We start from the raw sequence: 24,970 nt of genomic DNA on the forward strand, positions 1-24,970 counted from the left end.
CAAGGAAGAGACCGAGACCGACCTGTTCGGCGAACAGGCCGTGCTGTGCGGCGGTGCCGTCGAGCTGATCAAGATGGGCTACGAAACCCTGGTCGAAGCCGGCTACGCTCCTGAAATGGCCTACTTCGAGTGCCTGCACGAGCTCAAGCTCATCGTGGACCTGATCTACGAAGGCGGCATCGCCAACATGAACTACTCGATCTCGAACAATGCCGAGTTCGGCGAGTACGTGACGGGCCCCGAAGTCATCAACGAGCAGTCCCGCGCCGCCATGCGCAACGCCCTGAAGCGCATCCAGAACGGCGACTACGCCAAGATGTTCATCCAGGAAGGTCGCCTGAACTACCCGAGCATGACGGCCCGCCGCCGCAACACCGCCGACCATTCCATCGAGAAGGTGGGCGGCCAGCTGCGCGCCATGATGCCCTGGATCGCCAAGAACAAGCTGGTGGACCAGACTCGCAACTGAGGCGCTGCGTTCGACGCATCCCAAGGCCACTTCGGTGGCCTTTTTCATTGGCGCGGCGCGGTGTTGGCAGGCGCTACACTGCCTCCTTCGCCTGCAGGGCGAGCCGCCACCGGCCGGCAGGGCGGGCGGTGGTTGAAATACTATAAATTTAATAGCTGCTTGCGCAGTAACAGCAAGCGCTGGAGGTTCTTTTGATGCATGATGGCAATGAGGCCACCGACACCCCGGGCGTGGTGGTGCGCAAGCGCCGCAAGGGCATCTACATCCTGCCCAACCTGTTCACGCTGGCGGCGTTGTTTGGCGGTTTCTACGCGATCGTGATGGCGATGAACGGCCGGTTCGACATGGCGGCCGTGGGCGTCTTCTGCGCCATGGTGCTCGACAGCCTGGACGGTCGCGTGGCGCGCATGACCAATACCCAGAGCGCGTTTGGCGAGCAGATGGATTCGCTCTCCGACATGGTTTCCTTCGGGGCGGCGCCTGCGCTGATCGCCTACGTGTGGGCGCTGCATGGCTTGGGCCGCTGGGGGTGGATCGCGGCTTTTGTGTACTGCGCCTGCGCCGCCTTGCGCCTGGCCCGTTTCAACGTGAACACGGGCGTGGTGGACAAGCGCTATTTCCAGGGGCTGCCGTCGCCGGCCGCTGCTGCGCTGGTGGCTGGCTTCATCTGGCTGATGACGGAGCTGGGGCAGCGCCCCGGCGAAGACCTGTGGCTCACCTGGAACGAGACGGCCTGGACCATGTTCGGCTTCACGCTGTATGCGGGCCTCACCATGGTGACCAACGTGCCGTTCTACAGCTTCAAGGACGTGCAGATGAAAAAGAGCGTGCCGTTCGCCGTCATCGTGCTGATCGCCCTGGGCATTGCCATCATCAACATCCACCCGCCCATCGTGTTGTTCGGCGTGTTCGTGTGCTACGGCCTGAGCGGCTATGGCGTCTATGCGTGGCGCAAGGCCAAGGGGCAGCACACCAGCGTCATCAGCACCTCCACCGATGAGCCCGACGAGCGCGGCTTGCACCAGTGATGCCTGCAACCGCGGTGCCGGACGAGTTGTGCTACATTGCACCGCATGAAGACGTTTGCCCTGGCTCTACTGCTACCTCCCCACGGGCGGAGGCAGTAGGCGCACGCGCACACTTTTTCCACAAAGGCCCGTATGCACCCGCAACGGGCCTTTTGTTTTGGGCGCCGGACTTTTAAGAAGGTTGCGGGGCCCCACCCACCGATACCAGGAGAACTGACATGGCTGACAAGCTCATTATTTTTGACACCACCTTGCGCGATGGCGAGCAGTCCCCCGGCGCGTCCATGACCAAGGACGAGAAGCTGCGCATTGCACGCCAGCTCGAGCGTTTGAAGGTGGATGTCATCGAGGCCGGGTTTGCTGCCAGCTCCAATGGTGACTTCGAGGCGGTGCAGTCCATTGCCAATGCGATCAAGGACTCGACCATCTGCTCGCTGTCGCGTGCCAACGACCGCGACATTTCGCGTGCGGCTGAGGCCCTGAAGGGCGCCAACAGCGCCCGCATCCACACCTTCATTGCGACCAGCCCCCTGCACATGGAGAAGAAGCTGCGCATGACGCCCGAACAGGTGCTGGAGCAGGCCAAGCAGGCGGTGCGCTTCGCCCGCAACCTGGTGAGCGACATCGAATTCAGCCCCGAGGACGGCTACCGCAGCGAGCCCGATTTCCTGTGCCGCGTGCTTGAAGCCGTGATTGCCGAGGGTGCCACCACCATCAACGTGCCCGACACGGTGGGGTATGCGATTCCCGAGCTGTACGGCCACTTCATCAAGAACCTGCGCGAGCGCATTCCCAACAGCGACAAGGCCATCTGGTCGGTGCACTGCCACAATGACCTGGGCATGGCGGTCGCCAACTCGCTGGCCGGCGTGAAGATCGGTGGCGCGCGCCAGGTGGAATGCACCATCAACGGACTGGGCGAGCGCGCGGGCAACTGCTCGCTGGAAGAAGTCGTGATGGCGGTCAAGACGCGGCGCGACTACTTCAACCTGGACCTGGGCATCGACACCCGCCACATCGTGGCCGCCAGCCGCATGGTCAGCCAGACCACCGGCTTCGTGGTGCAGCCCAACAAGGCGGTGGTGGGGGCCAACGCCTTTGCCCACGCCAGCGGCATCCACCAGGACGGCGTGCTCAAGGCCCGCGACACCTACGAAATCATGCGCGCAGAAGACGTGGGCTGGTCGGCCAACAAGATCGTGCTGGGCAAGCTCAGCGGCCGCAACGCCTTCAAGCAGCGCCTGCAGGAACTGGGCGTGCAGCTGGAAAGCGAAAGCGAAATCAACGTCGCCTTCACCAAGTTCAAGGAGCTGGCCGACCGCAAGAGCGAGATCTTTGACGAGGACATCCTGGCCCTGGTGAGTGACGAGAGCGTGACGGCCGAAAAAGAGCAGTACGGGTTTGTCTCGCTGTTTCAGCAAAGCGAAACCGGCGAGCTGCCCCGTGCGCGGATCGTCTTCACGGTGGATGGGCAGGAAGTGCGCAGCGAGTCCGAAGGCAACGGACCGGTGGATGCTTCGCTCAAGGCCATCGAGGCGCATGTGAAGAGCGGTGCGGAAATGGTGCTGTACTCGGTGAACGCCATCAGCGGCTCCACCGAGAGCCAGGGCGAAGTGACGGTGCGCCTGCAAAACAGCGGCCGCGTGGTCAATGGCGTGGGCGCCGACCCGGACATCGTCGTGGCTTCTGCCAAGGCCTACCTGAGCGCCCTGAACAAATTACAAAGTAAAGCTGATCGGGTGGCCGCACAGGGTTGAGCAGAGCATCTATAATTCACTCACTTTCTCGAAGAATCGCGCAAGCCATTGATCTTGCGCGATTTTTTTGATTCGGTACACTGCTCAACACTTATTACCGTTTGGAGCGCTTTGATGCACCACCGCCACCGCGCTGCAGTGAGTCGTTTTCTAGGGCTTTTGGGTCTGGTTGTCGTCAGCACGGCGATGGCCCTGCCAGCCGCGCAGGCTGGCGAGCGCACCAAGGCTCCCGCCAAAAAGCACCACGCCAGTTCCTCCGCCTCCAAACGCGCTGTCCCAGCGCGCAAGGTGGCCGCCCATACCAAGGCCGTGCGGGTCACCGCCAAAACCGCGAAGGCTCCCACGCGGGTCGCTTTCGTGCCGGCCCCGCAATCGTTCGGGCAACTGGCCGGCTTGCACGAGGTCAGCGATCCGCTGGACCTGAAGTCCAGCGTGGCCCTGGTCATCGACCAGGACACGAAGGAAGTGCTGCTCAGCAAGAACGACCATGCCGTGCTGCCCATTGCTTCGCTGACCAAGCTCATGACCGGGCTGCTCATCTCGCAGGCCAAGCTGCCCATGGAGGAGCCCATCACCATCACCCAGGACGACGTGGACACGGAAAAGGGCAGCCGCTCGCGCTTGACCGTGGGCACCACCCTGACCCGGGGTGAGCTGCTGCACCTGGCGCTCATGTCGAGCGAAAACCGGGCCGCCCATGCACTGGGGCGCACCTACCCCGGCGGTCTGGAGACCTTTGTGGGCCTGATGAACAACAAGGCGCGGCAGCTGGGCATGGCGGATACGCGCTATGTTGAGCCGACCGGCCTGTCCAGCCGCAACCAGTCGAGCGCCCGGGATCTGGCCACCTTGGTGAATGTTGCGCATGGCGATCCGCTGCTGCGCGAGCTGTCCACGTCGCCCAGCTACGAAGTTGCCGTGGGCGCCCGGACACTGCAGTACAACAACACGAACGGCTTGGTGAAGAACCCTACCTGGGACATCGGCCTGCAGAAGACCGGCTACATCTCCGAGGCCGGCCGTTGCTTGGTGATGCAGGCCCAGGTGGCGGGCCGCAAGCTGATCATGGTGTTCCTGGACTCGGCCGGCAAGTTCAGCCGCCTGGGCGACGCCGAGCGCGTGCGCCACTGGGTGGAGTCCAAGGCTTCCCTGGGTGCCCCGCTGCACGCGCGCGCCAACACCAACGGCTAGCGCAACGCATTGCGCGGTCCAAGCCGCCGCGCACAACAAAAAACCGGTCTGGCCGCGATGCCACACCGGTTTTTTTATGGGATCGTGGGTGTCTGTTGTGCCCCGTGTCCAGCTGTTGGCCCCTTCTGGCGCCTGGCTGCGCCTGCGTAGGGCCGGTTCGCTCGCTGCGGGCGCCCAAGGCGCTCAGCGCCAGTGCTGAGGCGGGCAGCAGCGCCAGCGGCGGCGCTAGCGGAGTGCCGAATGCAGGCCGTCCTCGGCGGAGGAGCCCGTTGCTTCCATGCCCGGCGTATAGCCCAGCGCCAGCGAGATCTCGTGGGCCGTGGCCTGCAGCTTGGGCAACCAGCCCTCGTCCAGCCGGTCTGCGGGGGCAGAAATGGACAGGCCGGCCACGAGCTTCCCTTGGTCGTCGTAGACGCCGGCAGCCATGCAGCGCACGCCCAGTTCCAGTTCTTCGTTGTCGCGGGCAATGCCGTACTGGCGGGCCTTGGCGAGTTCGCGTTCCAGGACTGGCAGCTGCGTGATGCTGTTGCGCGTGTGGCCGGCCAGCCCTGTGCGGGTGGCGTAGGCGCGCACGCGCTGCGGATCGTCCAGCGCCAGGAAGAGCTTGCCTGTGGAGGTGAGGTGCAAAGGCGCGCGGCCACCAATGGCGCGCACCACCTGCATGCCGGAGCGCTCGCTGTAGGCGCGCTCCACGTACACGATTTCGTCGCCCTGGCGCATGCTCAGGTTGACAGGCTGCTGGATCAGCTTGTGCAGGTTGCGCATGGGGCCGAATGCTGCGTCGCGCACGCTCAGGCGGGCCTTCACCAGGTTGCCCAGCTCCAGCAGCCGCATGCCCAGGCGGTAGCTGCCGGACTCAGGCCGGTCCACGAAGCGCCCGATCGTGAGGTCGTTCAGGATGCGGTGGGTGGTGGAGGGGTGCAGCCCGGTTTTTTCGCTGATCTCCTTGAGGGAGATGGCTTCCTCGCGCGACGCCAGCACATCGATCAGCATGAACATGCGTTCCAGCACCTGAACGCTGGGTTTCGTGGAAGTGCTGGGGTCGGGCTTTTTCATGGCGGCAGGGCAGTGGAGGCCGCCATATTTTATCTTGTGAAATGCCGTTCCGCCGGTCACGCCTGCGCCAGGCTGGCGCACGCGCCGCGGCGCCATTCGCCGTCGGTGCGGATTTCGTGGGGATGGAAGCGGGCCTTGTAGCGCATCTTGGTGCTGGCCTCGATCCAGTAGCCCAGGTACACATGGGGCAGCCCCAGCGACTGGGCCTGCGCGATCTGCCACAGCACGTTGTAGGTGCCATAGCTGCAGTGGGGCTCGGGTTCGTAGAAGGTGTACACGGCCGAAAGGCCGTCGTCCAGCACGTCCAGGATGGACACCATCTTGAGCGCGCCGGGTTCACCCGTCGCGCTGTCGGTTTCGCGAAACTCCACCAGCCGCGAGTTCACCCGGCTTTGCAGCAAAAACTGCGTGTACTGGTCGATGCTGTCGTGGTCCATGCCGCCGCCCGCGTGGCGGCCATTCTGGTAGCGCAGGTAGAGCTGGTAGTGCTCGGGCACGAAACACAGGCGCAGCACCCGCGCCTGCAGGTTGCCGTGGCGCGTGGCGGCGCGCCGCTGGCTGCGGTCTGGCCGGAATTCACCGGCTAGCACCCGCAGCGGCGTGCACGCCTGGCAGCCGTCGCAGTACGGGCGGTAGGTGAACATGCCGCTGCGGCGGAAGCCCTTGGCCACCAGCTCGGAGTACACGTCGTTCTGGATCAGGTGGCTGGGCGTGGCGACCTGCGAGCGCGCTTGCCGGTCCGGCAGGTAGCTGCAGGGGTAGGGCGCTGTCGCGTAGAACTGCAGGGTTTGCAGTGGGAGGTCGTTAAGTTGCGTCATGCCGGGGGCTCGTTGCGGGGCAGCAGCGCGGTCCAGTATACGGGGTCGAACTGCCACCGAAGCGGCGGCTGCCGCTGCGCGCCATCCATGTGCTGCAGGAACTGTGCCCGCGGGATCTCGCGGCCGCCCAGCGAGGCCAGGTGCCGGGTGTTCTGCTGGCAGTCGATCAGGGCCACGCCCTGGTGGCGGCACAGGCCGACCAGCGCGGCCAGGGCGATTTTCGAGGCATCGGTGGCATGGGCAAACATCGACTCGCCAAACACGGCCTGGCCCAGGGCCACGCAGTACAGCCCGCCCACCAGCCGGCCGTCCACCCAGGTCTCCACGCTGTGGGCCAGCCCCGCGGCATGGAGCTGGGTGTAGGCCTCCACCATGGCGGGCACGATCCAGGTGCCCGCTTGGCCCTCGCGCTCCTTGGTGGCGCAGGCCGTGATGACGCTGCGGAAATCCGTGTCCACGCGGATCTCGCAGTCCGGGCGTGCGCGGAAGGCTTGCAGGGTCCGGCGCAAGGACCGGTGCAGCTTGAACTCTGCCACGGGCAGGACCATGCGCGGGTCGGGCGCCCACCACAGGATGGGCTGCCCGGGGCTGAACCACGGGAACGTGCCCTGGGCATAGGCGGCCCGCAGGTGGCGCACGTCCAGCGCGCCGCCGGCGGCCAGCAGCCCGGGCGCGGGGTCGTCCGGCCCCCAGGCGCAGGAGGGTGGGGGAAAGGGATCGTGGGGTTCCAGCCAGGGAATTTGGGCAGGCATCGGAGAAGGTGGCGCGGGGTCCGTGCGCAGGGCATGAAGACAATGCCGCCGATTGTCCGGCACCGGTGCACCCGGCGTGGTGCCGGTCAGCGCAAGGGCAACAAAAAACCCACCATGCGTGAACATGGTGGGTTTGTGTGGCTCCTCAACCTGGGCTCGAACCAGGGACCTACGGATTAACAGTCCGGCGCTCTACCGACTGAGCTATTGAGGAATGATCGGTATGCAAAAGGCCCCGCTCAACTCCTGCAGGGCCTGCAAAAAACTTGGCTCCTCGACCTGGGCTCGAACCAGGGACCTACGGATTAACAGTCCGGCGCTCTACCGACTGAGCTATCGAGGAACAAGACTTAGATTATATACACAAAAACAACCCGCCAGAAAGTCAGCCGGCAGGTTTTGTCGTTGCGGGCGGTTCGGGGCGCCGCCACAGCCAGGCCAGCACGCAGGCCATGCACAGCGTGGCCAGGATGGCTGCCCAGCGCGGGGTCGGCGCCAGCCAGAGAATGGCGGTGCTCAGGGACATGACCAGAGCCGCGCTCCATTTGGCCCGGCGGCTCACACAGCGCCCCTGCGCCCAGTTGCGCAGCAGGGGACCGAACAGGCGGTGGTTCCACAGCCAGCGGTACAGGCGGGGCGAGCTGCGCGCCGCCGCCCAGGCGGCCATCAGGATGAACACCGTGGTGGGCAGCCCGGGCACGATGACGCCCAGGATGCCCAGGCCCAGGCACAGCAGGGCAAACAGCTGCAGCAGCGCGCGCACCGGCCAGGGCAGGGGGCGCAGGGGGGGATCGGCGGGGGCGTCGTCCTGCTGCGGAAGGTCGTCGGGGCGCGGCGCGGGCATGGTGGCTATTGTCTGGCATCCACGGCGGGCGCACTGGCCGCGTTATGCTGGCAGAGGGCCGGCAATCCGTGCCGGCCCGGCGTTCGCCACCCCTTGCGTTGTTGTCCTTGCCCTGCTGCTTCCATGACCGTTCACACCATCCTGAAAATGGGCGACCCCCGCCTGCTGCGCGTGGCCCAGCCCGTGGCGGAGTTCGATACCGATGCCTTGCACCTGCTGGTGCGGGACCTGTTCGACACCATGCGCGCGGTGAACGGTGCCGGGCTGGCGGCGCCGCAGATCGGGGTGGACTTGCAACTGGTCATCTTCGGTTCCAACGAGCGCAATCCACGCTACCCGGACCGCCCGCAGGTCCCGCCCACGGTGCTCATCAACCCCGTGATCACTCCGCTGGGGGATGCCGAGGAAGAGGACTGGGAAGGCTGCCTGTCCGTGCCGGGCCTGCGGGGCAAGGTGCCGCGCTGGTCGCGCATCCGCTACACGGGCTTCGACCCCTATGGCGATCCCATCGACCGGACGGTGGAGGGCTTTCACGCCCGGGTGGTGCAGCATGAGTGCGACCACCTGATCGGCAAGCTCTACCCCATGCGTGTGCGGGACTTCACGCAGTTCGGCTTCACCGAGGTGCTGTTTCCGGACATCGGCGCGGCGGAAGATGACTGATTGGGCACAAAACAGGCTTCTGCGCCCGTCCAGCGGGCGCTAGCAGCTCTTGTTTTGATAGCGGTCGGACTCAGTCCGACAGCGCTTGCAGCAGCTCCGTCTCGATCTCGATCTGGCGCGCGTTGTTCTGCAGCTCGGGGCCTTGCACCAGGAAGGTGTCTTCCACCCGCTCGCCCAGGGTGCTGACCTTGGCCAGCTGCACATTCAGATGGTGCTGCGCCAGGATGCGTGCCACCAGGTAGAGCAGGCCGGCGCGGTCGCTGGCGGAAATGGCCAGCAGCCAGCGCTGGGCTTTTTCGTCCGGACGCAAGGTCACGCGCGGCGCCACCGGAAAACTCTTCACCCGCCGCGACACGCGCTTGCGGGCGGGCTCGGGCAGCGGCCCGCCGGCCTCGATGACGCGCATCAGGTCACTCTCGACCATGTGCGTGAGTTCCCGGTAGTGCCCGGGCTGGGAGGAGGCCACGACCTGGAACGTGTCCAGCGCGTAGCCGTTGTTGGCCGTGTGCACCCGCGCGTCCAGGATGGAAAAGCCCGCGCGGTCGAAATAGCCGCAGATGCGTGCGAACAAATCGGCCTGGTCGGCCGCGTACACCATGACCTGCAGGCCTTCGCCGGCCAGGGACTGGCGTGCGCGCACCACGGGCTTGGCCGTGCCCACCTGGCGCGAGAGGTGGCGCGTGTGCCAGGCTATGTCGGCCGCTTCGTGCCGCATGAAGTAGCTCACGTCCAGCGTGTCCCACAGGGCCTTGTGCGCCTGGTGGGGCAGGGCATTGAGGGCCAGCAGCACCAGGGCTTCGCGCTTGCGGGCCTCGATCTCGGCGGCGGCGTCGGGCGCGCGGCCGCCCAGCGTGCGCAGCGTGGCGCGGTACAGGTCTTCCAGCAGCTTGCCCTTCCAGGCGTTCCACACTTTGGGGCTGGTGCCGCGGATGTCGGCCACCGTCAGCAGGTACAGCGCGGTGAGGTAGCGCTCGTTGCCCACGCGCCGGGCGAAGGCGCCGATCACGTCCGGGTCCGACAGGTCTTCCTTCTGCGCGATGCGGCTCATTGACAGGTGCTCGCTGACGAGGAACTCGATGAGCTGCGCGTCCTCGCGCGCCACGCCGTGCTCGCGGCAAAAGCGCCGCACTTCCTGCGCGCCGATGACCGAATGGTCGCCGCCCCGGCCCTTGCCGATGTCGTGGAACAGCGCTGCCAGGTACAGGATCCAGGGCTTGTCCCAGCCGCCGGCCAGCTGCGAGCAGAACGGGTATTCGTGCGCGTGTTCGGCCATGAAGAAGCGGCGCACGTTGCGCAGCACCATCAGGATGTGCTGGTCCACGGTGTAGACGTGGAACAGGTCGTGCTGCATCTGGCCCACGATGCGCCGGAAGGGCCACAGGTAGCGGCCCAGCACCGAGGTCTGGTTCATCAGCCGCATGGCGTGCGTGATGCCCGAGGGCTGCTGCACGATGCGCATGAAGTTGGCCCGGTTCACCGGGTCGCGGCGGAAGGCGCTGTCCATCACGCCGCGCGCGTTGTACAGGGCGCGCAGCGTGCGGGCCGACAGGTCCTTGAGGCCCACCGTGGTCTGGTAGAGCAGGAAGGTCTCCAGGATGGCGTGCGGCTCGCGCTGGTACAGGTCGTCGCTGGCCACCTCGATGAGTCCGGCCTTCTCGAAAAAGCGCTCGTTGAGGGGGCGCGGCTCGTGCGTGGAGGGGTTCAGCCGCTCTTCAATATTGAGCAGCAGGATCTGGCTGAGCTGCGATACGGCCTTGGCCGCCCAGTAGTAGCGGCGCATCAGCGTCTCGCTGGCGCGCATGGGCAGGCGCGCGCCGTCGGGCGAGAGCGAGCGGTAGCCGAACGATTCGGCCACGGCGGTCTGCAGGTCGAACACCAGCCGGTCTTCGTGCCGGCCGGCGGCGGCGTGCAGGCGCGCGCGGATCAGGCACAGCAGGGCTTCGTTGCGCTCGATCTGCTGCACCTCGAAGGCCGTCGCCATGCCGCTGGCGGCCAGTTCCTTCCAGGTGCTGCCCAGGCCCGCGGCGCGGGCCACCCACAGGATCATCTGCAGGTCGCGCAGGCCGCCGGGGGATTCCTTGCAGTTGGGCTCCAGGGCGTAGGGCGTGTTCTCGTACTTGGTGTGGCGCTGGCGCATCTCCAGCGTCTTGGCCACCAGGAAGGCCTGCGGGTCCATCTGCGCGCGGTACTGGCGCTGGAACTCGTCGAACAGCGCCGCGCTGCCGCACACCTGGCGGGCTTCCAGCAGCGAGGTCTGCACGGTGACATCGCCCGCGCTTTCGGCCAGACACTCCGCCACGGTGCGCACGCTGGAGCCGATCTCCAGGCCCGCGTCCCAGCAGCTGCCGATGAAGCCCTCGATCTGGGTGCGCAGCGCGCTGCCCGCCTGCGGCGCCATGTCCTCGGGCAGCAGCAGCAGCACGTCGACGTCGGAGTGGGGAAAGAGCTGGTCGCGCCCGAAGCCGCCCACGGCCACCAGGGCCATGTCCTGCGGCAGTTCGGCGCGCCGCCACAGCGTCTGCAGCAGACCGCCCGCCAGCGCGGAGAGCTTGCGCAGCAGCTGGTGGATGCCGCGGGTGGAGGCTCCGGTGGCCTGCAGGGCGGCCAGCAGGGCGGCTTTGTCGCTGCGGTAGGTGTCCCGCAGGGCATGGAGGTCTGTCATGGTCGTGGTGCGCGCAGGTAAGGGGCCATGAAAATTGCCATGCAAGAGTTGTGCTGGGCTGCGCCCGCCCGGGGGGCGGCGGGGGCGGGCCGGCCCCGGGTCAGGTGGCCGTGGCCTTCACGAAAGCCGGCAGCGGCGGCGAACCGGCGGACAGGGTCATGACCTCGTACCCCGTCGGGGTGACGAGCACGGTGTGTTCCCACTGGGCCGACAGGCTGTGGTCCTTGGTCACGATGGTCCAGCCATCGTTGCCGAATTCCTTCACCTCGCGGCGGCCGGCGTTGATCATGGGCTCGATGGTGAACACCATGCCGGGCTGGAGCTCTTCCAGCGTGCCGGGGCGGCCGTAGTGCAGCACCTGCGGCTCTTCATGGAACTTGCGGCCGATGCCGTGGCCGCAGAACTCGCGCACGATGGAAAAGCCGTGGCCTTCCGCGAACTTCTGGATCGCGTGGCCGATGTCGCCCAGGCGGGCGCCGGGCTTGACCTGCAGGATGCCGTGCCACATGGCCTCGAAAGTGATGGAGGACAGCCGCTTGGCGGCGATGGAGCATTCGCCGATCAGGTACATGCGGCTGTTGTCCCCGTACCACCCGTCCTGGGTGATGACGGTGACGTCCACGTTGACGATGTCGCCCTTCTTCAGTGGCTTGTCGTTGGGGATGCCGTGGCACACCACGTGGTTGACCGAGGTGCACAGCGAGGCCGGATAGGGCGGGTAGCCGGGCGGCTGGTAGCCCACGGTGGCGGACACGGTGCCCTGCTGGGCCATGCATTCCGCGCCCAGGCGGTCGATTTCCTTGGTGGTGATGCCGGGCTTGATGTGCGGTGCGATGTAGTCCAGCACTTCGGAGGCCAGACGGCAGGCAACGCGCATGCCCTCGATGTCCTCGGCGCTTTTGATGTTGATGCTCATGCCCCAATTATCCCATTGGGCCTGCAAGCGCGCAGGGGCGGCCGGACAGCCCGGTAAAATGCGGGGTTGCCCCCGCAGTGGCCCCCCCGGGCCTTTCTTGCGGTGCGGCGCATCCACGTACCCCTCACTCCCCAACAGGCCGCTACCGTGACCTTGCACATCACCACGCTGGCGGGCGGCAACGCCCTCAGCGCCTTCCGCGCTCAGCAACTTCAACCCGCCCTGGAGGCGATCCACCCCAAGATCAGCGGCATTGCAGCGCGTTTCGTGCACCTGGTCGCCACCGATGCGGCGCCCGCCCCGGCCGAGCAGGAGCGGCTGACCGCGCTGCTGACCTATGGCGACCCCTACCAGGGGCCTGCCGACGGCGCGGCGCTGGTCGTGACGCCCCGCCTGGGCACGCTCTCGCCGTGGGCGTCCAAGGCCACGGACATCGCGCGCAACTGCGGCCTGGCCATCCGCCGGGTGGAGCGCATCACGGAATACCGCGTCAGCCTCAAGAGCGGCCTGCTGGGCAAGGCGCCCGAGCTCACCGCAGAGCAGCTGGCCCAGGTGGCCGCCCTGCTGCACGACCGCATGACCGAATCCGTGGTGGCGGACCGCGCGGCCGCGGCAGCCCTGTTCACCGAACTGCAGCCCGCGCCCATGGAGCACGTGAACGTGCTGGGCGGCGGCCGCCAGGCACTGGAAGAGGCCAACGCCCGCTTCGGCCTGGCGCTGGCCGATGACGAGATCGACTACCTGGTCAACGCCTTCACGGGCCTGGCGCGCAACCCCACCGATGTGGAGCTGATGATGTTCGCGCAGGCCAACAGCGAGCACTGCCGCCACAAGATCTTCAACGCCCAGTTCACCATCGACGGCGTGGCGCAAGAAAAATCGCTGTTCGGCATGATCCGCAACACCCACCAGCTGGCGCCCCAGCACACGGTGGTGGCGTACTCCGACAACGCCTCCATCATGGAAGGCCATGCGGTGGAGCGATTTGTGGCAAAAATAGCCTCTGGCGCTGATGTGGAAAGCGCTAGCAGCTATCAAAAAAGCAGCGCTACCCACCATGTGCTGATGAAGGTGGAAACGCACAACCACCCCACGGCCATCTCGCCGTTCCCCGGCGCCTCCACCGGCGCGGGCGGCGAGATCCGCGACGAGGGCGCCACCGGCCGCGGCTCCAAGCCCAAGGCCGGCCTCACGGGCTTCACCGTGTCCAAGCTCTGGGGCTCTGCCGTGGGCAAGCCCGAGCACATCGCCAGCCCGCTGCAGATCATGGTCGAAGGGCCGCTGGGCGGCGCCGCTTTCAACAACGAATTCGGCCGCCCCAACCTGAACGGCTACTTCCGCGAATACGAGCAGAACGTGGGCGGCGTGCAGCGCGGCTACCACAAGCCCATCATGATCGCGGGCGGCGTGGGCATCATCGATGCCGAGCTGACGAAGAAGATCGAATTCCCCGCCGGCTCGCTGCTCATCCAGCTGGGCGGCCCCGGCATGCGCATCGGCATGGGCGGCAGCGCGGCCAGTTCCATGGCCACGGGCACCAATGCGGCCGAGCTGGACTTTGACTCCGTGCAGCGCGGCAACCCCGAGATCGAGCGCCGTGCGCAAGAGGTCATCAACCACTGCTGGGCGCAGGGCAGCAACAACCCCATCCTGGCGATCCACGACGTGGGCGCGGGCGGCCTGTCCAACGCCTTCCCCGAGTTGACCAACGATGCAGGGCGGGGCGCACGCTTCGACCTGCGCGCCGTGCCGCTGGAAGAGTCGGGCATGAGCCCGAAGGAAATCTGGAGCAACGAAAGCCAGGAGCGCTATGTGCTGGCCATCGCGCCCGGGTCGCTGCCGCTGTTCCAGGCCTTCTGCGAGCGCGAGCGCTGCCCCTTCGCCGTGATCGGCACGGCCACCGAGCAGCGCCAGCTGGTGCTGGAAGACACCGCCGTGGTGGCGGGCGACCAGAAGCTGCCCGTGGACATGCCCATGGACGTGCTGCTGGGCAAGCCGCCCAAGATGCACCGCGACGTGACCACCGTGGCCCGCGAGTTCGCCCCCATGGATCTGACCGGCGTGCCGCTGCAAAAGGCCGTGATCGACGTGCTGGCCCACCCCACGGTGGCGTCCAAGCGCTTCCTCATCACCATTGGCGACCGCACGGTGGGCGGCCTCAGCCACCGCGACCAGATGGTCGGCCCCTGGCAGGTGCCCGTGGCCGACTGCGCCGTGACGCTGGCCGATTACAAGGGCTTTGCGGGTGAAGCGATGAGCATGGGCGAGCGCACGCCGCTGGCCGCCATCAACGCCCCCGCGTCGGGCCGCATGGCGGTGGCAGAAGCCATCACCAACCTGCTGGCCGCGCCCATCGAGCTGCCCCGCGTGAAGCTGTCCGCCAACTGGATGGCCGCCTGCGGCGAACCCGGCGAGGACGCCGCGCTGTACGAGACCGTGAAGGCCGTGGGCATGGAGCTGTGCCCCGCGTTGGGCATCAGCATCCCGGTCGGCAAGGATTCGCTGTCGATGCGCACGCAGTGGAGCGACGGGGCCGAGAAGAAAAAAGTCACCTCGCCCGTCAGCCTGATCGTGAGCGCGTTCGCCTCGCTCGCCGATGTGCGCGGCACGCTCACGCCCCAGCTCGACGCCACCGAGGACGACACCACCCTGGTGCTGATCGATCTGGGCAAGGGCCAGAACCGCATGGGCGGCAGCATCCTGGGCCAGACGCTGGAGCAAAGCGGCGACGTGGTGCCCGATGTGGACGACCCGCAGGACCTGGTGAACCTGGTCAACGCCGTGAACGCGCTGCGCGCCCAGGGCCGCATCCTGGCCTACCACGACCGCAGCGACGGCGGCCTGCTGGCAGCGGCGGCCGAAATGGCCTTTGCCGGCCATGTGGGTGTGGCGCTGAACGTGGACATGCTGGTGACCGAAGGCGACGGCGTGAGCGACAGCCGCATGGACACCGGCGACGCCAAGAATTGGGCGCAGCAAGTCAGCGCCCGCCGCGAGGAACTCACGCTCAAGGCGCTGTTCAACGAAGAACTGGGCGTGCTGCTGCAGGTGCGCACGGCCGAGCGCAACGAGGTGATGCAGGTGCTGCGCGAGCACGGCCTGTCCAAGTTCAGCCACTTCGTGGGCAAGACGCGGCCCCAGTCGTCCACCATCGACGCGGGCAAGGGCGAGCTGCAGGTCTGGCGCGACGCCAAGGCCGTGTTCAGCGCCCAGCTCACGGACCTGCACCAGGTGTGGGACGCCGTGAGCTGGAAGATCTGCCAGCAGCGCGACAACCCCGCCAATGCCGACGCCGAGCACGCCGCAGCGGGCGAGGCCGCCGACCCGGGCCTGCACGTGCACCTCACCTTCGACGCGGCGGAGGACGTGGCGGCTCCCTACGTGAACCTGTCGCGACCCAAGGTCGCCATCCTGCGCGAGCAGGGCGTGAACTCGCACATCGAGATGGCCTACGCTTTCACCGAGGCGGGCTTCGAGGCCTTTGACGTGCACATGACCGACCTGCAGACCGGCCGCGTCAAGCTGGAGGACTTCAAGGGCGTGGTGGCCTGCGGCGGCTTCAGCTACGGTGACACGCTGGGCGCGGGCATCGGCTGGGCGCGGTCCATCACCTTCAACCCGGTGCTGTCCGCGCAGTTTCAGGGCTTCTTCGGCCGCGCCGACACGTTCGGCCTGGGCGTGTGCAACGGCTGCCAGATGTTTGCCGAGCTGGCCGACATCATCCCCGGCGCGCAGGACTGGCCGCGCTTCACCACCAACCAGAGCGAGCGCTTCGAGGCCCGCCTGTCGCTGGTGGAAGTGCTGGAGTCGCCCAGCCTGTTCCTGCAGGGCATGGCGGGCAGCCGCCTGCCGATTGCCGTGGCGCACGGCGAGGGCTACGCCAACTTCAAGTACCGCGGCAACGCCGACAAGGCCATTGCGGCCATGCGCTTCGTGGACCACCATGGCCGCGCCACCGAGCAGTACCCGTTCAACCCCAACGGCAGCGCCGGCGGCCTCACGGCCGTGACCACGGCGGACGGCCGCTTCACGGCCATGATGCCGCACCCCGAGCGCGTGTTCCGCAACGTGCAGATGAGCTGGACCAGCGAGGACAAGTCGCAGTTCAGCGGCTGGATGCGCATCTGGCGCAATGCGCGCAAGTGGGTGGGGTAGCAGGGCGATCCCCCTGAGGCGCTGTGCCGCTCGGTGCTGGTCGCCAGAGGCGACAGCTCTTCGGGCTGTCCAAGCCTGCGCAGGCAGGCTCGGAGCCGCGGCCCTCAGCCCCTTCTCTCGAATCGCTGGCGCGATTCGGGAAGGGGGACGCAGCCCTCGCTGCGGGGCGGCCCTTGCTTGGCTGCCCTGGCGTTGGGGCTGCGCGCTTTTGACGGACGTGGCGGCGCTTGGCACCGCGAGGCTTGCGCCACCTCGGGCACCACGGCGGTGGTTCGGTTTCAACGGGGCTTCGGCCCCGTTTTTCATGCGGTGTTGTCTGGCGCGGGCCTGTCTTGGTGCGTTGCTATAGTCAGCGTTTTTCATTGATCCCGAGGACATCCCATGGCCGCTGGCAGCTTGCTTGCCCTGCTTGACGACATTGCCACCATCCTGGATGACGTGGCCCTGATGACCAAGGTGGCGGCCAAGAAGAGCGTGGCCATGGCGGACGATGTGTCGGTCATGACCAAGGTGGCTGCGCAGAAGACGGCGGGGGTGCTGGGGGACGATCTGGCGCTGAACGCCCAGCAGGTCACGGGCGTGCGGGCCGAACGCGAGATCCCGGTGGTGTGGGCCGTGGCCAAGGGGTCGCTGCTCAACAAGGTCATCCTGGTGCCGTTGGCACTGTTGATCAGCGCGTTCGCCCCCTGGGCCGTCACGCCCTTGCTGATGGTGGGGGGCGCCTTCCTGTGCTTCGAAGGCTTTGAAAAGGTGATGCACAAGGTGCTGCATACCGCGCACGAGGATGCCGCCGAGCGCGAAAGCCACGCCCAGGCCAATGCCAACCCGGCCGTGGACCTGGTGGCATTTGAAAAGGAAAAGATCAAAGGGGCTGTGCGCACCGACTTCGTGCTGTCGGCCGAGATCATTGCCATCACGCTGGGCACGGTGGCCACGGCGCCGTTCCTGCAGCAGCTCACGGTGCTGGCGGGCATTGCCGTCATCATGACGATGGGTGTCTATGGCCTGGTGGCCGGCATCGTCAAGCTGGACGACCTGGGCGTGTGGCTGCGTGGCAAGGGCAGCCGTGCGGCCCAGGCCATTGGCGCGGGCATCCTGCGCGCGGCGCCGGGGCTCATGAAGGCCCTGTCCGTGGCGGGCACGGCGGCCATGTTCCTGGTGGGTGGCGGAATCCTGGTGCACGGCATCCCTGTGCTGCACCACGCCGTGGAAGGCGCCGGTGCGGCCGCGGCCGCTTGGCCGGCCGGGGCCGTGTGGCATGTGCTCGTGCCCAATCTGCTCAATGCCGTGGCCGGCGTCCTGGCGGGAGCCCTCGTGCTGGCGGCTGTTGCGTTGTTGCAACGTCTGCGGGGCAAATCCACGGTTTCCTGAGGGGTATGTGCCCCAGGGGTGCGCAGACCTTGAGGTAAGGCAAGGTCGGCGGGGTGAGGGCGCAGTCCAATGCATGCACGGGGGCCGTCCCCGTCCAACCGATGCGAAATCACCATGAAAAAAACTCTGCTGGCTGTAGCCGCTCTGTGTGTTCTGTCTTCTGGCGCTGCGATGGCGCAACAAGCAGAAGGTCCCTGGATGGTCCGCGCGCGCGCTGTGAACCTGGACAGCGCCAACAAGGACAGCACGGGCCTGGGTCTGACGATCAATGACAAGACCATCCCCGAAGTCGACATCACCTACTTCTTCAACAAGAACATCGCTGCCGAGCTGATCCTGACGGTGCCCCAGAAGCACACGCTGCGCGCTGGCGGCACGGCCATCGGTTCCCTCAAGCACCTGCCCCCGACCCTCACGGTGCAGTACCACTTTGACCTGGGCGGCTTCAAGCCCTACGTCGGTGCCGGCCTGAACTACACCCGCTTCTCCAGCGTGAACCTGCCTGCTGGCGTGGACATCGACCGCAACAGCTTCGGCCCCGCCCTGCAAGCCGGCGTGGACATCCCCCTGTCCAAGAACCTGTACCTGAACTTCGACGTGAAGAAGGTCTACATCAAGACCGACGTGAGCGCTGCTGGCGTCAAGGCTGGCACCTTCAAGGTGGATCCCGTTCTGGTGGGCGTGGGTCTGGGCTGGCGCTTCTAAGGATGCCGGGGCCGGGTGGGCCCCTGCATTCGCGGATAGCAAGAGTTCTTCCAAGGGGAAAAGGCTGGCGCCTGCGCCAGCCTTTTTTTTATGGCCAGCCGCCCGGAGGCGGGCACTGGGCACTGCGCACGGGACACTGGACACTGGGCATTGGCCTACAAGCGGGCACGAGGCAAATCCCGCACAATGGCCGCGGTGGCACGGCGTGCCGCTGGCGCCGTTGATCTCCGATGACCACCCCGCCGCTTGACCGGCGCTTGACCACCCATGCTCCTGCCTCGCTACACCGACATCACGCACGGGCTTGCCCAGCGGCCCGCACACCTCTCACCCAAGTACTTCTACGACCAGCGGGGCTCCGAATTGTTCGAGGCCATCACCCGCCTGCCCGAGTACTACCCCACCCGCACCGAAGCCGCGCTCATGCGCCAGCATGCGCAGGCCATTGCGCACGCCGTGGGGCCGGGGCGTGTCCTGGTGGAGCTGGGTGCGGGCAACTGCCAGAAGGCCCGGGCGCTGTGCGCGCTGATCCGGCCGGCCTGCTTTGTGGGCGTGGACATCTCCGACGACTTTCTGGAAGAGGCCGTGGCCGGACTGCGCGCGGCGTTTCCCGGCCTGGATGCGCGTGCGCTGGCGGGGGACCTGACCCAGGGCGTGGACCTGCCCCGCGACATTCCGCGCGCCGGCCGCCTGATCTTCTACCCCGGGTCGTCCATCGGCAATTTCGACCCGCCCCAGGCGGTGGAGCTGCTCACCCACATGCGCGAGCTGGTCGATGCGGACGGCGGCCTGCTGATCGGCATCGACCTGCCCAAGGACATCGCGGTGCTGGAGGCCGCCTACGACGACGCGGCCGGGGTGACCGCTGCGTTCAACCTCAACATGCTGCGGCACATCAACCGGCTCATCGGCAGCGATTTCGACACGGACCAGTGGCAGCACCGCGCGTTCTTCAATGCCCGGGATTCGCGCATCGAGATGCACCTGGAGGCCCGCGAAGACCTGCAGGTGCGCTGGTCCGGGGGCGGACGGTTCTTTGAGCGGGGCGAGCGCATCCATACGGAGAACAGCTACAAAGTCCCCTTGCCCGTGTTCACCGACATGCTGGCGCGCGCGGGGTTCTCGCAGGCACAGGCGTGGACCGACGAGCGCGGCTGGTTTGCCGTGGTCCATGCCCGCCCGTGAGCGGCCGTTGCCCATGACGGAAACCGATCTGCTGTCCCGCTACGCCGCCGTGCGCGGCCGCTCGCTCGCCCTGGTCCAGCCCCTCTCGGCGGAGGACTGCTGCGCGCAGTCCATGCCCGACGCCAGCCCGGCCAAATGGCACCTGGCGCACACCACCTGGTTTTTCGAGACCTTTGTGCTGGAAGCCCACGAGCCCGGGTTTGCGCCGTTCGCGCCCGCGTTCCGGGTGCTGTTCAACTCCTACTACAACGGCGTGGGCGCCAAGCACCCGCGCCCGCAACGGGGCTTGCTCACGCGGCCCGGGCTGCAGGAGGTGCTGGCCTACCGGGCCGACGTGGACGCCCGCATGGAGCGCCTGATGCCCCGCGTGGCCCGCGACCCCGCCCTGGGCGCGCTGGTCGAACTGGGCCTGCAGCACGAGCAGCAGCACCAGGAGCTGCTGCTCACCGACGTGCTGCACCTGCTGTCCTGCAACCCGCTGTTGCCGGCCTATGCCCCAAGCCCGCAGGCGCCGCAGATGCCGTCCGCCCACGGTGCGCTGGAATGGACCGCGTGGGACGGCGGCTTGGTCGACACCGGCCACGCCGGCGCGGGGTTTGCCTTTGACAACGAAGGCCCGCGCCACCGGGTGTACCTGCAGCCTTACGCGCTGGCCTCTCGCCTGGTCACCCAGGCCGAGTACCTGGCGTTTGTGGAGGCCGGGGGCTACCACGACCCCGCCCATTGGCTCGCCGAAGGCTGGGATTGGCGCACGGCCCAGGGGCTGGAGCATCCCTTGTACTGGCAGCGCGGGCCGGGCGCGGCGTGGCAGGTGTTCACCCTGGACGGTGTGCAGCCCCTGCAGGCCGAGCGGCCCGCGGTGCACCTGTCGTACTACGAGGCCGATGCCTATGCGCGCTGGGCGGGCGCACGGCTGCCCACCGAGGCCGAATGGGAGCACGCCGCGGCCCGCAGCGGGCCCGAGGGCGGCGCGCTGCAGCAGCTTTTTGGCGCGGCCTGGCAGTGGACGCAGTCCAGCTACGCGCCGTACCCGGGTTTTCGCCCGGCCGCTGGCGCGGTGGGCGAATACAACGGCAAGTTCATGGTCAACCAGTACGTGCTGCGCGGCAGCTCGTGCGCCACGCCGCCGGGGCATGCGCGCAGCACCTACCGCAACTTCTTTCCGGCCACGGCGCGGTGGCAGTTCACCGGCGTGCGGCTGGCGCGCGACGCCTGATTTGCTATTGTTTTAATAGCTTATTGCGCTTGCTGGAAGCGCGCTAGAGGCCAAAAAGACCTGTGATTCCGCGCGCCCCCAGAGCCGCTCAGCGGATCACACCTTCTCCAGTGCCTGCGCCAGGTCGGCCCGCAGGTCGTCGATGTGCTCGATGCCCACCGACAGGCGCACCATGCTCTCGCTCACGCCGGCCTTGGCGAGTTCCTCGGGGTTGAGCTGGCGGTGCGTGGTGGAGGCGGGGTGCGTGGCCAGCGACTTGGCGTCGCCGATGTTCACCAGGCGCGTGAAGAGCTGCAGCGCATCCAGGAAGCGCGCTCCGGCTGCGCGCGGGTCGGCGTCGCTGCCCTTGAGGCCGAAGCTCAGGATGCCCGAGGCGCGGCCGCCCAGCTGGCGCTGCACGATGGCGTGGTCGGGGTGGTCGGGCAGGCCCGCGTAGCGCACCCATTCCACCTTGGGGTGGCTTCGCAGGTACTGGGCCAGCGCCAGCGTGTTGTCGCAGATGCGGTCCATGCGCAGCGCCAGAGTCTCGATGCCTTGCAGGATCAAAAACGCGCTTTGCGGCGACAGCGCCGCCCCCGTGTTGCGCAGCGGCACCACGCGCGCGCGGCCGATGAAGGCGGCGGGGCCCAGGGCTTCGGTGTAGACCACGCCGTGGTAGCTCACGTCGGGCTCGTTCAGGCGCGGGAAGCGCGCCTTGTGCTGCGCCCACGGGAACTTGCCGCTGTCCACGATGGCGCCGCCCACGCTGTTGCCGTGGCCGCCCAGGTACTTGGTGAGTGAGTGCACCACGATGTCGGCCCCGTGCTCGATGGGGCGCAGCAGGTAGGGGCTGGGCACGGTGTTGTCCACGATCAGAGGCACGCCGTGGTCGTGCGCCACCTTGGCGATGGCCGCGATGTCGGTCACGTTGCCCAGCGGGTTGCCGATGGATTCGACAAAGATGGCCTTGGTGCGCGCGTCGATGTGCTGCGCAAAGCTGGCCGGGTCGCGCGGGTCGGCAAAGCGGGTGGTGATGCCTTGCTGGGGCAGCGTGTGGGCAAACAGGTTGTAGGTGCCGCCGTAGAGCGTGCTGGCCGACACGATGTTGTCGCCCGCCTCGGCAATGGTCTGGATGGCGTAGGTGATGGCCGCCATGCCCGAGGCCACGGCCAGCGCGGCAATGCCGCCTTCCAGCGCCGCGACGCGCTTTTCCAGCACGTCGGTCGTGGGGTTCATGATGCGGGTGTAGATGTTGCCCGGCACCTTCAGGTCGAACAGGTCCGCGCCGTGCTGGGCGCTGTCGAAGGCATAGGCCACCGTCTGGTAGATGGGCACGGCCACCGCCTTGGTGGTGGGGTCGGGGCTGTAGCCAGCGTGGACGGCCAGGGTCTCGATCTTCATGGTGCAAGGGTCCTTCTCAGGTTGAATGGAGGCGCGGCGGGTGCCGCAGCGGGGCCATTCTTGCACCGGATGGCGGCCGGGCCATCCAATCCTTCGTGATGAGCTTATGCAGGCAGCGCCTGGCCAGCGGGTGCCGCACGGCGGCCGCCGGGTTCGGCCCAGGTGTGCTCGGCCAGCCGCGCAGCATCGGGGATATGGATGTCGCGCTTGTCCATGCGGATCAGGCCGGCGTCTTCCAGCTCGTGCAGCACGCGTGAGAAGTATTCGGGCGTGAGCGACAGGCGCGAGGCAATGGTGGCCTTGCTCACCGGCAGCGTGATGCTCTGGCCCCCCGGGGCGTGCCGCTGGCCGTGGCCCGCGCAGGCCAGCGCCATGGCGGCGGCGTCGTTCGCGCCCTCGGGCAGCTCGTGCAGCAGGTAGCTGATGACGCGCTGCATGCCGCTGTGCAGCGTGTAGGTCTGCACGTCATGCACCAGCCCGTGCAGCCGGCGCGAGATGCCCGCCAGCATGCGCATGGCAAAGCGCGGGTCGGCCTCAATCTCGCGCTCCACCGTGGCCTTGTCCACACTCAGCAGCAGGGTGTCGGACAGCGCCTGGGCGTTGATGATGTAGGGCTTGCCGGTGAACATCAGCGCTTCGGCAAAGCTCATGCCGGGGCCCACCAGCTCGATCACCTTCTCCTGCCCCGCGGGCGAGAGGGCAAACAGCTTCACCTGGCCCAGCACCGTGACGTGGAACTCCTCGCACGGCGTGCCCACGCGAAAGACGCTGTCGCCGCGCGCGAACCGCCGCAGCCGGCAGCCGGTGGCCAGGCGCACCAGTTCCTCGGGGGTGGATTCCTGAAACAGCGGCAGGGCCGAGAGGTAGCGGGGGATGTCGAACTGCCGGATGTCCATGGCGCAGGCTCGTGGGTCGGTGGGGATGCGCCATTAAACAAGAATATTGAATGCATCTTCATGACTTCAGTCAATAAACTTCCGGCGGTGCAACCTGTGGACAGGTGCTCAGGCCCCCCTTTTACTGCTGCCGGGTGATCTGGCTGTACACCGCCGCCAACCGCTGCGCCAGGTCGCGCGGGCGGTGCACCAGCGCATAGCCCTGCTGGCCGAAGAGGTAGGGCAGGTAGTCGTGGCCCGCGTCGTCGATGGTCACCGCGAAGGGCGTGAGGCCTTGCGCGCGCGCCTCCTGCACCGCATGGCGCGTGTCCTCCAGCCCGTAGCGGCCTTCGTACACGTCCAGGTCGTTGGGCTTGCCATCGGTCAGCAGCAGCAGCAGGCGCTGGCGCTCGGGCCGCGCGGCCAGGCGCGCCGTGGCGTGGCGGATGGCGGCGCCCATGCGCGTGTAGTAGCCGGGTTTGATGGCGCCGACCCGGGCCTGGGCGGTGCCGGTCCAGGCTTCGTCAAAGCCCTTGAGGTGCTGGATGCGCACGTTCTGGCGCCGCACGGAGCTGAAACCCAGCATCTCGAAGGTATCGCCACCGGCGGCCAGTGCCTCGCCAAACACATACAGCGCATCGCGGATCACGTCCACCACGCGCATGGGCTGGCCCGCGCCCGCCACGTGCGCGTCGGTGGAGAGCGACAGGTCGGCCAGTAGCAGGGTGGCCAGGCTGCGCTCGGCCCGCACGCGGCGCTGCCACACGGCGGGGGATTCGCTGCGCCAGGCGGCCGCGTCGGCGGCGTGGCGCACCCAGGCGTCCACGTCCAGTTCATCGCCGTCGGCCTGGGCGTGCGCGCGCAAGGGGGCTGCGCGCAGCACTTCCAGGCGCCGGCGCACCTGGCGCACGGTGGTGCGCAGCTGGGCAGGGGGCGTGAACGGTGCCGCGTCGCGCGCCACGCGGCATTGCACGGCGCAGTGCGCAGGCCGCAGCACGCCGGCCTTCCAGTCCCACTCGGGCAGGTGTTCGCCGGGGCCCAGGGCCACGTCGTCGGCCGCGGCGCTGGGCAGGTCCAAGTCGAAGCGCACGCGCGCGGCCAGGCGGTTGGCGTTGCCCGGGTCGTCGGCAATGGCGAGCACGTCCATGTCGCGGGCGGCTTCCAGTGCGTTGCCATCGTCGCTGTCGTCGTCGGCGCGCTGCACCTTGGTGAACTCGCCCCAGGAGAGGATGGACTCGGCGCGGAAGAACAGCATCAGCGGCGCGGCGTGGCGCTCGTCGCGCACCCGCTCGGCCTTGCGGCGCGTGCGGTCTTCCGGGGCGGGCGCTGCCGCAGCGTCTGGCGCAGCCTGCGGTGCTGGCGGTTGCGCCTTGCGCACGGCCGCGGACTCGCCCGCCGTGCCGTCGCCGCCGTCGAGCCACAGCCACACGGGCGCCACGGCGGCGGGGCCGAGCCCTGCGGGCCAGAGCGGGCCCGATGGCAAGAGGTCTTCCAGTTCACCCCGCAAGGCGCGCTGCACCCAGCCCTCGGCCTCGGCGGCGGGCCCGCGCAGCGTGGCGAGCGCAGGCCGCAGCGCCAGCTGGGCCTGGAGGAGCTGCGCGTAGGGACCGGCCAGGCCCGGAAAGGTGCCCAGCGTGGCGCGTGCGGCGGCCAGGTTGTGCCCCAGCCAGCCGCTGCCCTGCGGCGGGTTCGCCGTGCCCCACTGCGAGGCGAGGGCGGCCAGCCAGAGGTAGAGCGATCGATTCAGCGCCTTGTCTGCAAACACCGCCACCGTGGGCGGCAGGGCCAGCAGGTCGCTGTGCAGCTCCGGCAGGGCCGCACGCGTGCCGCTGCCGGCCACGCGCTGCGCCCAGCCGCGCGGGCCGCCGTGGCCGCGGGCGGCGGCGGCCCCGATGCGCAGGCCCGCCGGGCCGCCGCCGCAGCGCAG

18 protein-coding genes, 2 tRNA genes and 1 pseudogene are annotated in these 24,970 nt (G+C 67.8%); 10 read left to right on the forward strand and 11 right to left on the reverse strand.

All coding sequences use genetic code 11. The features are described from left to right. The 4 genes and pseudogenes from LWW96_RS10125 to LWW96_RS10140 form a co-directional block, all read left to right on the forward strand. Nucleotides 1-469: pseudogene (locus LWW96_RS10125) on the forward strand (ketol-acid reductoisomerase); the annotation flags it as partial. A 194-nt stretch (nucleotides 470-663) separates the two neighbouring features. Then, the gene (gene pssA / locus LWW96_RS10130) at nucleotides 664-1,497 is read left to right on the forward strand and encodes a CDP-diacylglycerol--serine O-phosphatidyltransferase (RefSeq protein ID WP_291486574.1); all 834 of its coding nucleotides are present in this window, start codon (nucleotides 664-666) and stop codon (nucleotides 1,495-1,497) included. Between the two features lie 218 nt (nucleotides 1,498-1,715). Next, entirely contained in the window at nucleotides 1,716-3,254 is a 1,539-nt protein-coding gene (locus LWW96_RS10135; protein ID WP_291486576.1) for a 2-isopropylmalate synthase, read from the forward strand. 114 nt (nucleotides 3,255-3,368) lie between these two features. Continuing rightward, nucleotides 3,369-4,445, forward strand: coding sequence for a serine hydrolase (locus tag LWW96_RS10140; RefSeq protein WP_291486578.1), 1,077 nt, complete (start codon nucleotides 3,369-3,371; stop codon nucleotides 4,443-4,445). A gap of 225 nt (nucleotides 4,446-4,670) precedes the next feature. Here the strand turns inward: LWW96_RS10140 and LWW96_RS10145 are convergent, their stop codons facing one another. From LWW96_RS10145 to LWW96_RS10170, 6 genes are all read right to left on the reverse strand, one after another. After that, the gene (locus LWW96_RS10145) at nucleotides 4,671-5,501 is read right to left on the reverse strand and encodes an IclR family transcriptional regulator (protein WP_291486580.1); all 831 of its coding nucleotides are present in this window, start codon (nucleotides 5,499-5,501) and stop codon (nucleotides 4,671-4,673) included. Between the two features lie 56 nt (nucleotides 5,502-5,557). Next, on the reverse strand, nucleotides 5,558-6,319 hold the full coding sequence (locus tag LWW96_RS10150) for an arginyltransferase (RefSeq protein ID WP_291486581.1): 762 nt from the start codon (nucleotides 6,317-6,319) through the stop codon (nucleotides 5,558-5,560). Beyond that, a complete protein-coding gene (aat, locus tag LWW96_RS10155) occupies nucleotides 6,316-7,071 on the reverse strand; it encodes a leucyl/phenylalanyl-tRNA--protein transferase (RefSeq protein ID WP_291486583.1) in 756 nt (251 codons plus the stop codon). The genes LWW96_RS10150 and aat overlap by 4 nt, the downstream gene beginning before the upstream one ends. A gap of 138 nt (nucleotides 7,072-7,209) precedes the next feature. After that, nucleotides 7,210-7,285: transfer RNA gene (locus LWW96_RS10160), tRNA-Asn, on the reverse strand. A gap of 53 nt (nucleotides 7,286-7,338) precedes the next feature. Continuing rightward, nucleotides 7,339-7,414 (reverse strand) — tRNA-Asn (locus LWW96_RS10165). Nucleotides 7,415-7,456: 42 nt separating this feature from the next. After that, a complete protein-coding gene (locus LWW96_RS10170) occupies nucleotides 7,457-7,915 on the reverse strand; it encodes a YbaN family protein (protein WP_291486584.1) in 459 nt (152 codons plus the stop codon). Nucleotides 7,916-8,038: 123 nt separating this feature from the next. Between LWW96_RS10170 and def the strand changes: the two genes are divergently transcribed. Continuing rightward, nucleotides 8,039-8,578, forward strand: coding sequence for a peptide deformylase (def, locus tag LWW96_RS10175; protein ID WP_291486586.1), 540 nt, complete (start codon nucleotides 8,039-8,041; stop codon nucleotides 8,576-8,578). A 70-nt stretch (nucleotides 8,579-8,648) separates the two neighbouring features. Here the strand turns inward: def and LWW96_RS10180 are convergent, their stop codons facing one another. Both LWW96_RS10180 and map read right to left on the reverse strand, forming a co-directional pair. Next, nucleotides 8,649-11,240 (reverse strand): [protein-PII] uridylyltransferase, encoded by a 2,592-nt coding sequence (locus tag LWW96_RS10180; protein ID WP_291486588.1) that lies wholly within the window; start codon nucleotides 11,238-11,240, stop codon nucleotides 8,649-8,651. A 100-nt stretch (nucleotides 11,241-11,340) separates the two neighbouring features. Then, nucleotides 11,341-12,156, reverse strand: coding sequence for a type I methionyl aminopeptidase (map, locus tag LWW96_RS10185; RefSeq protein ID WP_291486590.1), 816 nt, complete (start codon nucleotides 12,154-12,156; stop codon nucleotides 11,341-11,343). 147 nt (nucleotides 12,157-12,303) lie between these two features. On the opposite strand from map, the gene purL reads away from it, so the two are divergent. From purL to egtB, 5 genes are all read left to right on the forward strand, one after another. Then, the gene (gene purL / locus LWW96_RS10190) at nucleotides 12,304-16,311 is read left to right on the forward strand and encodes a phosphoribosylformylglycinamidine synthase (protein ID WP_291486591.1); all 4,008 of its coding nucleotides are present in this window, start codon (nucleotides 12,304-12,306) and stop codon (nucleotides 16,309-16,311) included. A gap of 381 nt (nucleotides 16,312-16,692) precedes the next feature. Beyond that, complete coding sequence (locus tag LWW96_RS10195) at nucleotides 16,693-17,682, forward strand: DUF808 domain-containing protein (RefSeq protein WP_291486592.1); 990 nt, start codon at nucleotides 16,693-16,695, stop codon at nucleotides 17,680-17,682. Between the two features lie 114 nt (nucleotides 17,683-17,796). Continuing rightward, a complete protein-coding gene (locus LWW96_RS10200) occupies nucleotides 17,797-18,387 on the forward strand; it encodes an OmpW family outer membrane protein (RefSeq protein ID WP_291486594.1) in 591 nt (196 codons plus the stop codon). A 267-nt stretch (nucleotides 18,388-18,654) separates the two neighbouring features. After that, a complete protein-coding gene (gene egtD / locus LWW96_RS10205) occupies nucleotides 18,655-19,572 on the forward strand; it encodes an L-histidine N(alpha)-methyltransferase (RefSeq protein ID WP_291486597.1) in 918 nt (305 codons plus the stop codon). Nucleotides 19,573-19,585: 13 nt separating this feature from the next. Continuing rightward, nucleotides 19,586-20,788, forward strand: coding sequence for an ergothioneine biosynthesis protein EgtB (egtB, locus tag LWW96_RS10210; protein ID WP_291486599.1), 1,203 nt, complete (start codon nucleotides 19,586-19,588; stop codon nucleotides 20,786-20,788). A gap of 96 nt (nucleotides 20,789-20,884) precedes the next feature. Here the strand turns inward: egtB and LWW96_RS10215 are convergent, their stop codons facing one another. The 3 genes from LWW96_RS10215 to LWW96_RS10225 all read right to left on the reverse strand — a co-directional run. Beyond that, nucleotides 20,885-22,168 carry an aminotransferase class I/II-fold pyridoxal phosphate-dependent enzyme gene (locus LWW96_RS10215; RefSeq protein ID WP_291486601.1) on the reverse strand — a complete coding sequence of 428 codons (1,284 nt, stop codon included), beginning with the start codon at nucleotides 22,166-22,168 and terminating at the stop codon, nucleotides 20,885-20,887. A 104-nt stretch (nucleotides 22,169-22,272) separates the two neighbouring features. Beyond that, nucleotides 22,273-23,064: a Crp/Fnr family transcriptional regulator gene (locus LWW96_RS10220; protein WP_291486603.1), complete on the reverse strand. Its 792-nt coding sequence runs from the start codon at nucleotides 23,062-23,064 to the stop codon at nucleotides 22,273-22,275. A gap of 121 nt (nucleotides 23,065-23,185) precedes the next feature. Next, nucleotides 23,186-24,970 (reverse strand): VWA domain-containing protein (locus tag LWW96_RS10225; RefSeq protein WP_291486605.1); only part of this gene is annotated, 1,785 nt, incomplete at its 5' end.

The sequence above is a fragment of the Acidovorax sp. genome, from assembly GCF_021287135.1.
In the GTDB taxonomy this organism is placed as follows: Bacteria; Pseudomonadota; Gammaproteobacteria; order Burkholderiales; family Burkholderiaceae_C; genus Acidovorax.

Bases quoted from the DNA above. Each gene is read 5' to 3' on its own strand.
- LWW96_RS10150 (WP_291486581.1), bottom strand. From the start codon at position 6,319: ATGACGCAACTTAACGACCTCCCACTGCAAACCCTGCAGTTCTACGCG.
- egtD (WP_291486597.1), top strand. From the start codon at position 18,655: ATGCTCCTGCCTCGCTACACCGACATCACGCACGGGCTTGCCCAGCGG.
- LWW96_RS10140 (WP_291486578.1), top strand. From the start codon at position 3,369: ATGCACCACCGCCACCGCGCTGCAGTGAGTCGTTTTCTAGGGCTTTTG.
- LWW96_RS10220 (WP_291486603.1), bottom strand. From the start codon at position 23,064: ATGGACATCCGGCAGTTCGACATCCCCCGCTACCTCTCGGCCCTGCCG.
- aat (WP_291486583.1), bottom strand. From the start codon at position 7,071: ATGCCTGCCCAAATTCCCTGGCTGGAACCCCACGATCCCTTTCCCCCA.
- LWW96_RS10180 (WP_291486588.1), bottom strand. From the start codon at position 11,240: ATGACAGACCTCCATGCCCTGCGGGACACCTACCGCAGCGACAAAGCC.
- pssA (WP_291486574.1), top strand. From the start codon at position 664: ATGCATGATGGCAATGAGGCCACCGACACCCCGGGCGTGGTGGTGCGC.
- def (WP_291486586.1), top strand. From the start codon at position 8,039: ATGACCGTTCACACCATCCTGAAAATGGGCGACCCCCGCCTGCTGCGC.
- LWW96_RS10170 (WP_291486584.1), bottom strand. From the start codon at position 7,915: ATGCCCGCGCCGCGCCCCGACGACCTTCCGCAGCAGGACGACGCCCCC.
- LWW96_RS10145 (WP_291486580.1), bottom strand. From the start codon at position 5,501: ATGAAAAAGCCCGACCCCAGCACTTCCACGAAACCCAGCGTTCAGGTG.
- LWW96_RS10195 (WP_291486592.1), top strand. From the start codon at position 16,693: ATGGCCGCTGGCAGCTTGCTTGCCCTGCTTGACGACATTGCCACCATC.
- egtB (WP_291486599.1), top strand. From the start codon at position 19,586: ATGACGGAAACCGATCTGCTGTCCCGCTACGCCGCCGTGCGCGGCCGC.
- map (WP_291486590.1), bottom strand. From the start codon at position 12,156: ATGAGCATCAACATCAAAAGCGCCGAGGACATCGAGGGCATGCGCGTT.
- LWW96_RS10200 (WP_291486594.1), top strand. From the start codon at position 17,797: ATGAAAAAAACTCTGCTGGCTGTAGCCGCTCTGTGTGTTCTGTCTTCT.
- LWW96_RS10215 (WP_291486601.1), bottom strand. From the start codon at position 22,168: ATGAAGATCGAGACCCTGGCCGTCCACGCTGGCTACAGCCCCGACCCC.
- LWW96_RS10135 (WP_291486576.1), top strand. From the start codon at position 1,716: ATGGCTGACAAGCTCATTATTTTTGACACCACCTTGCGCGATGGCGAG.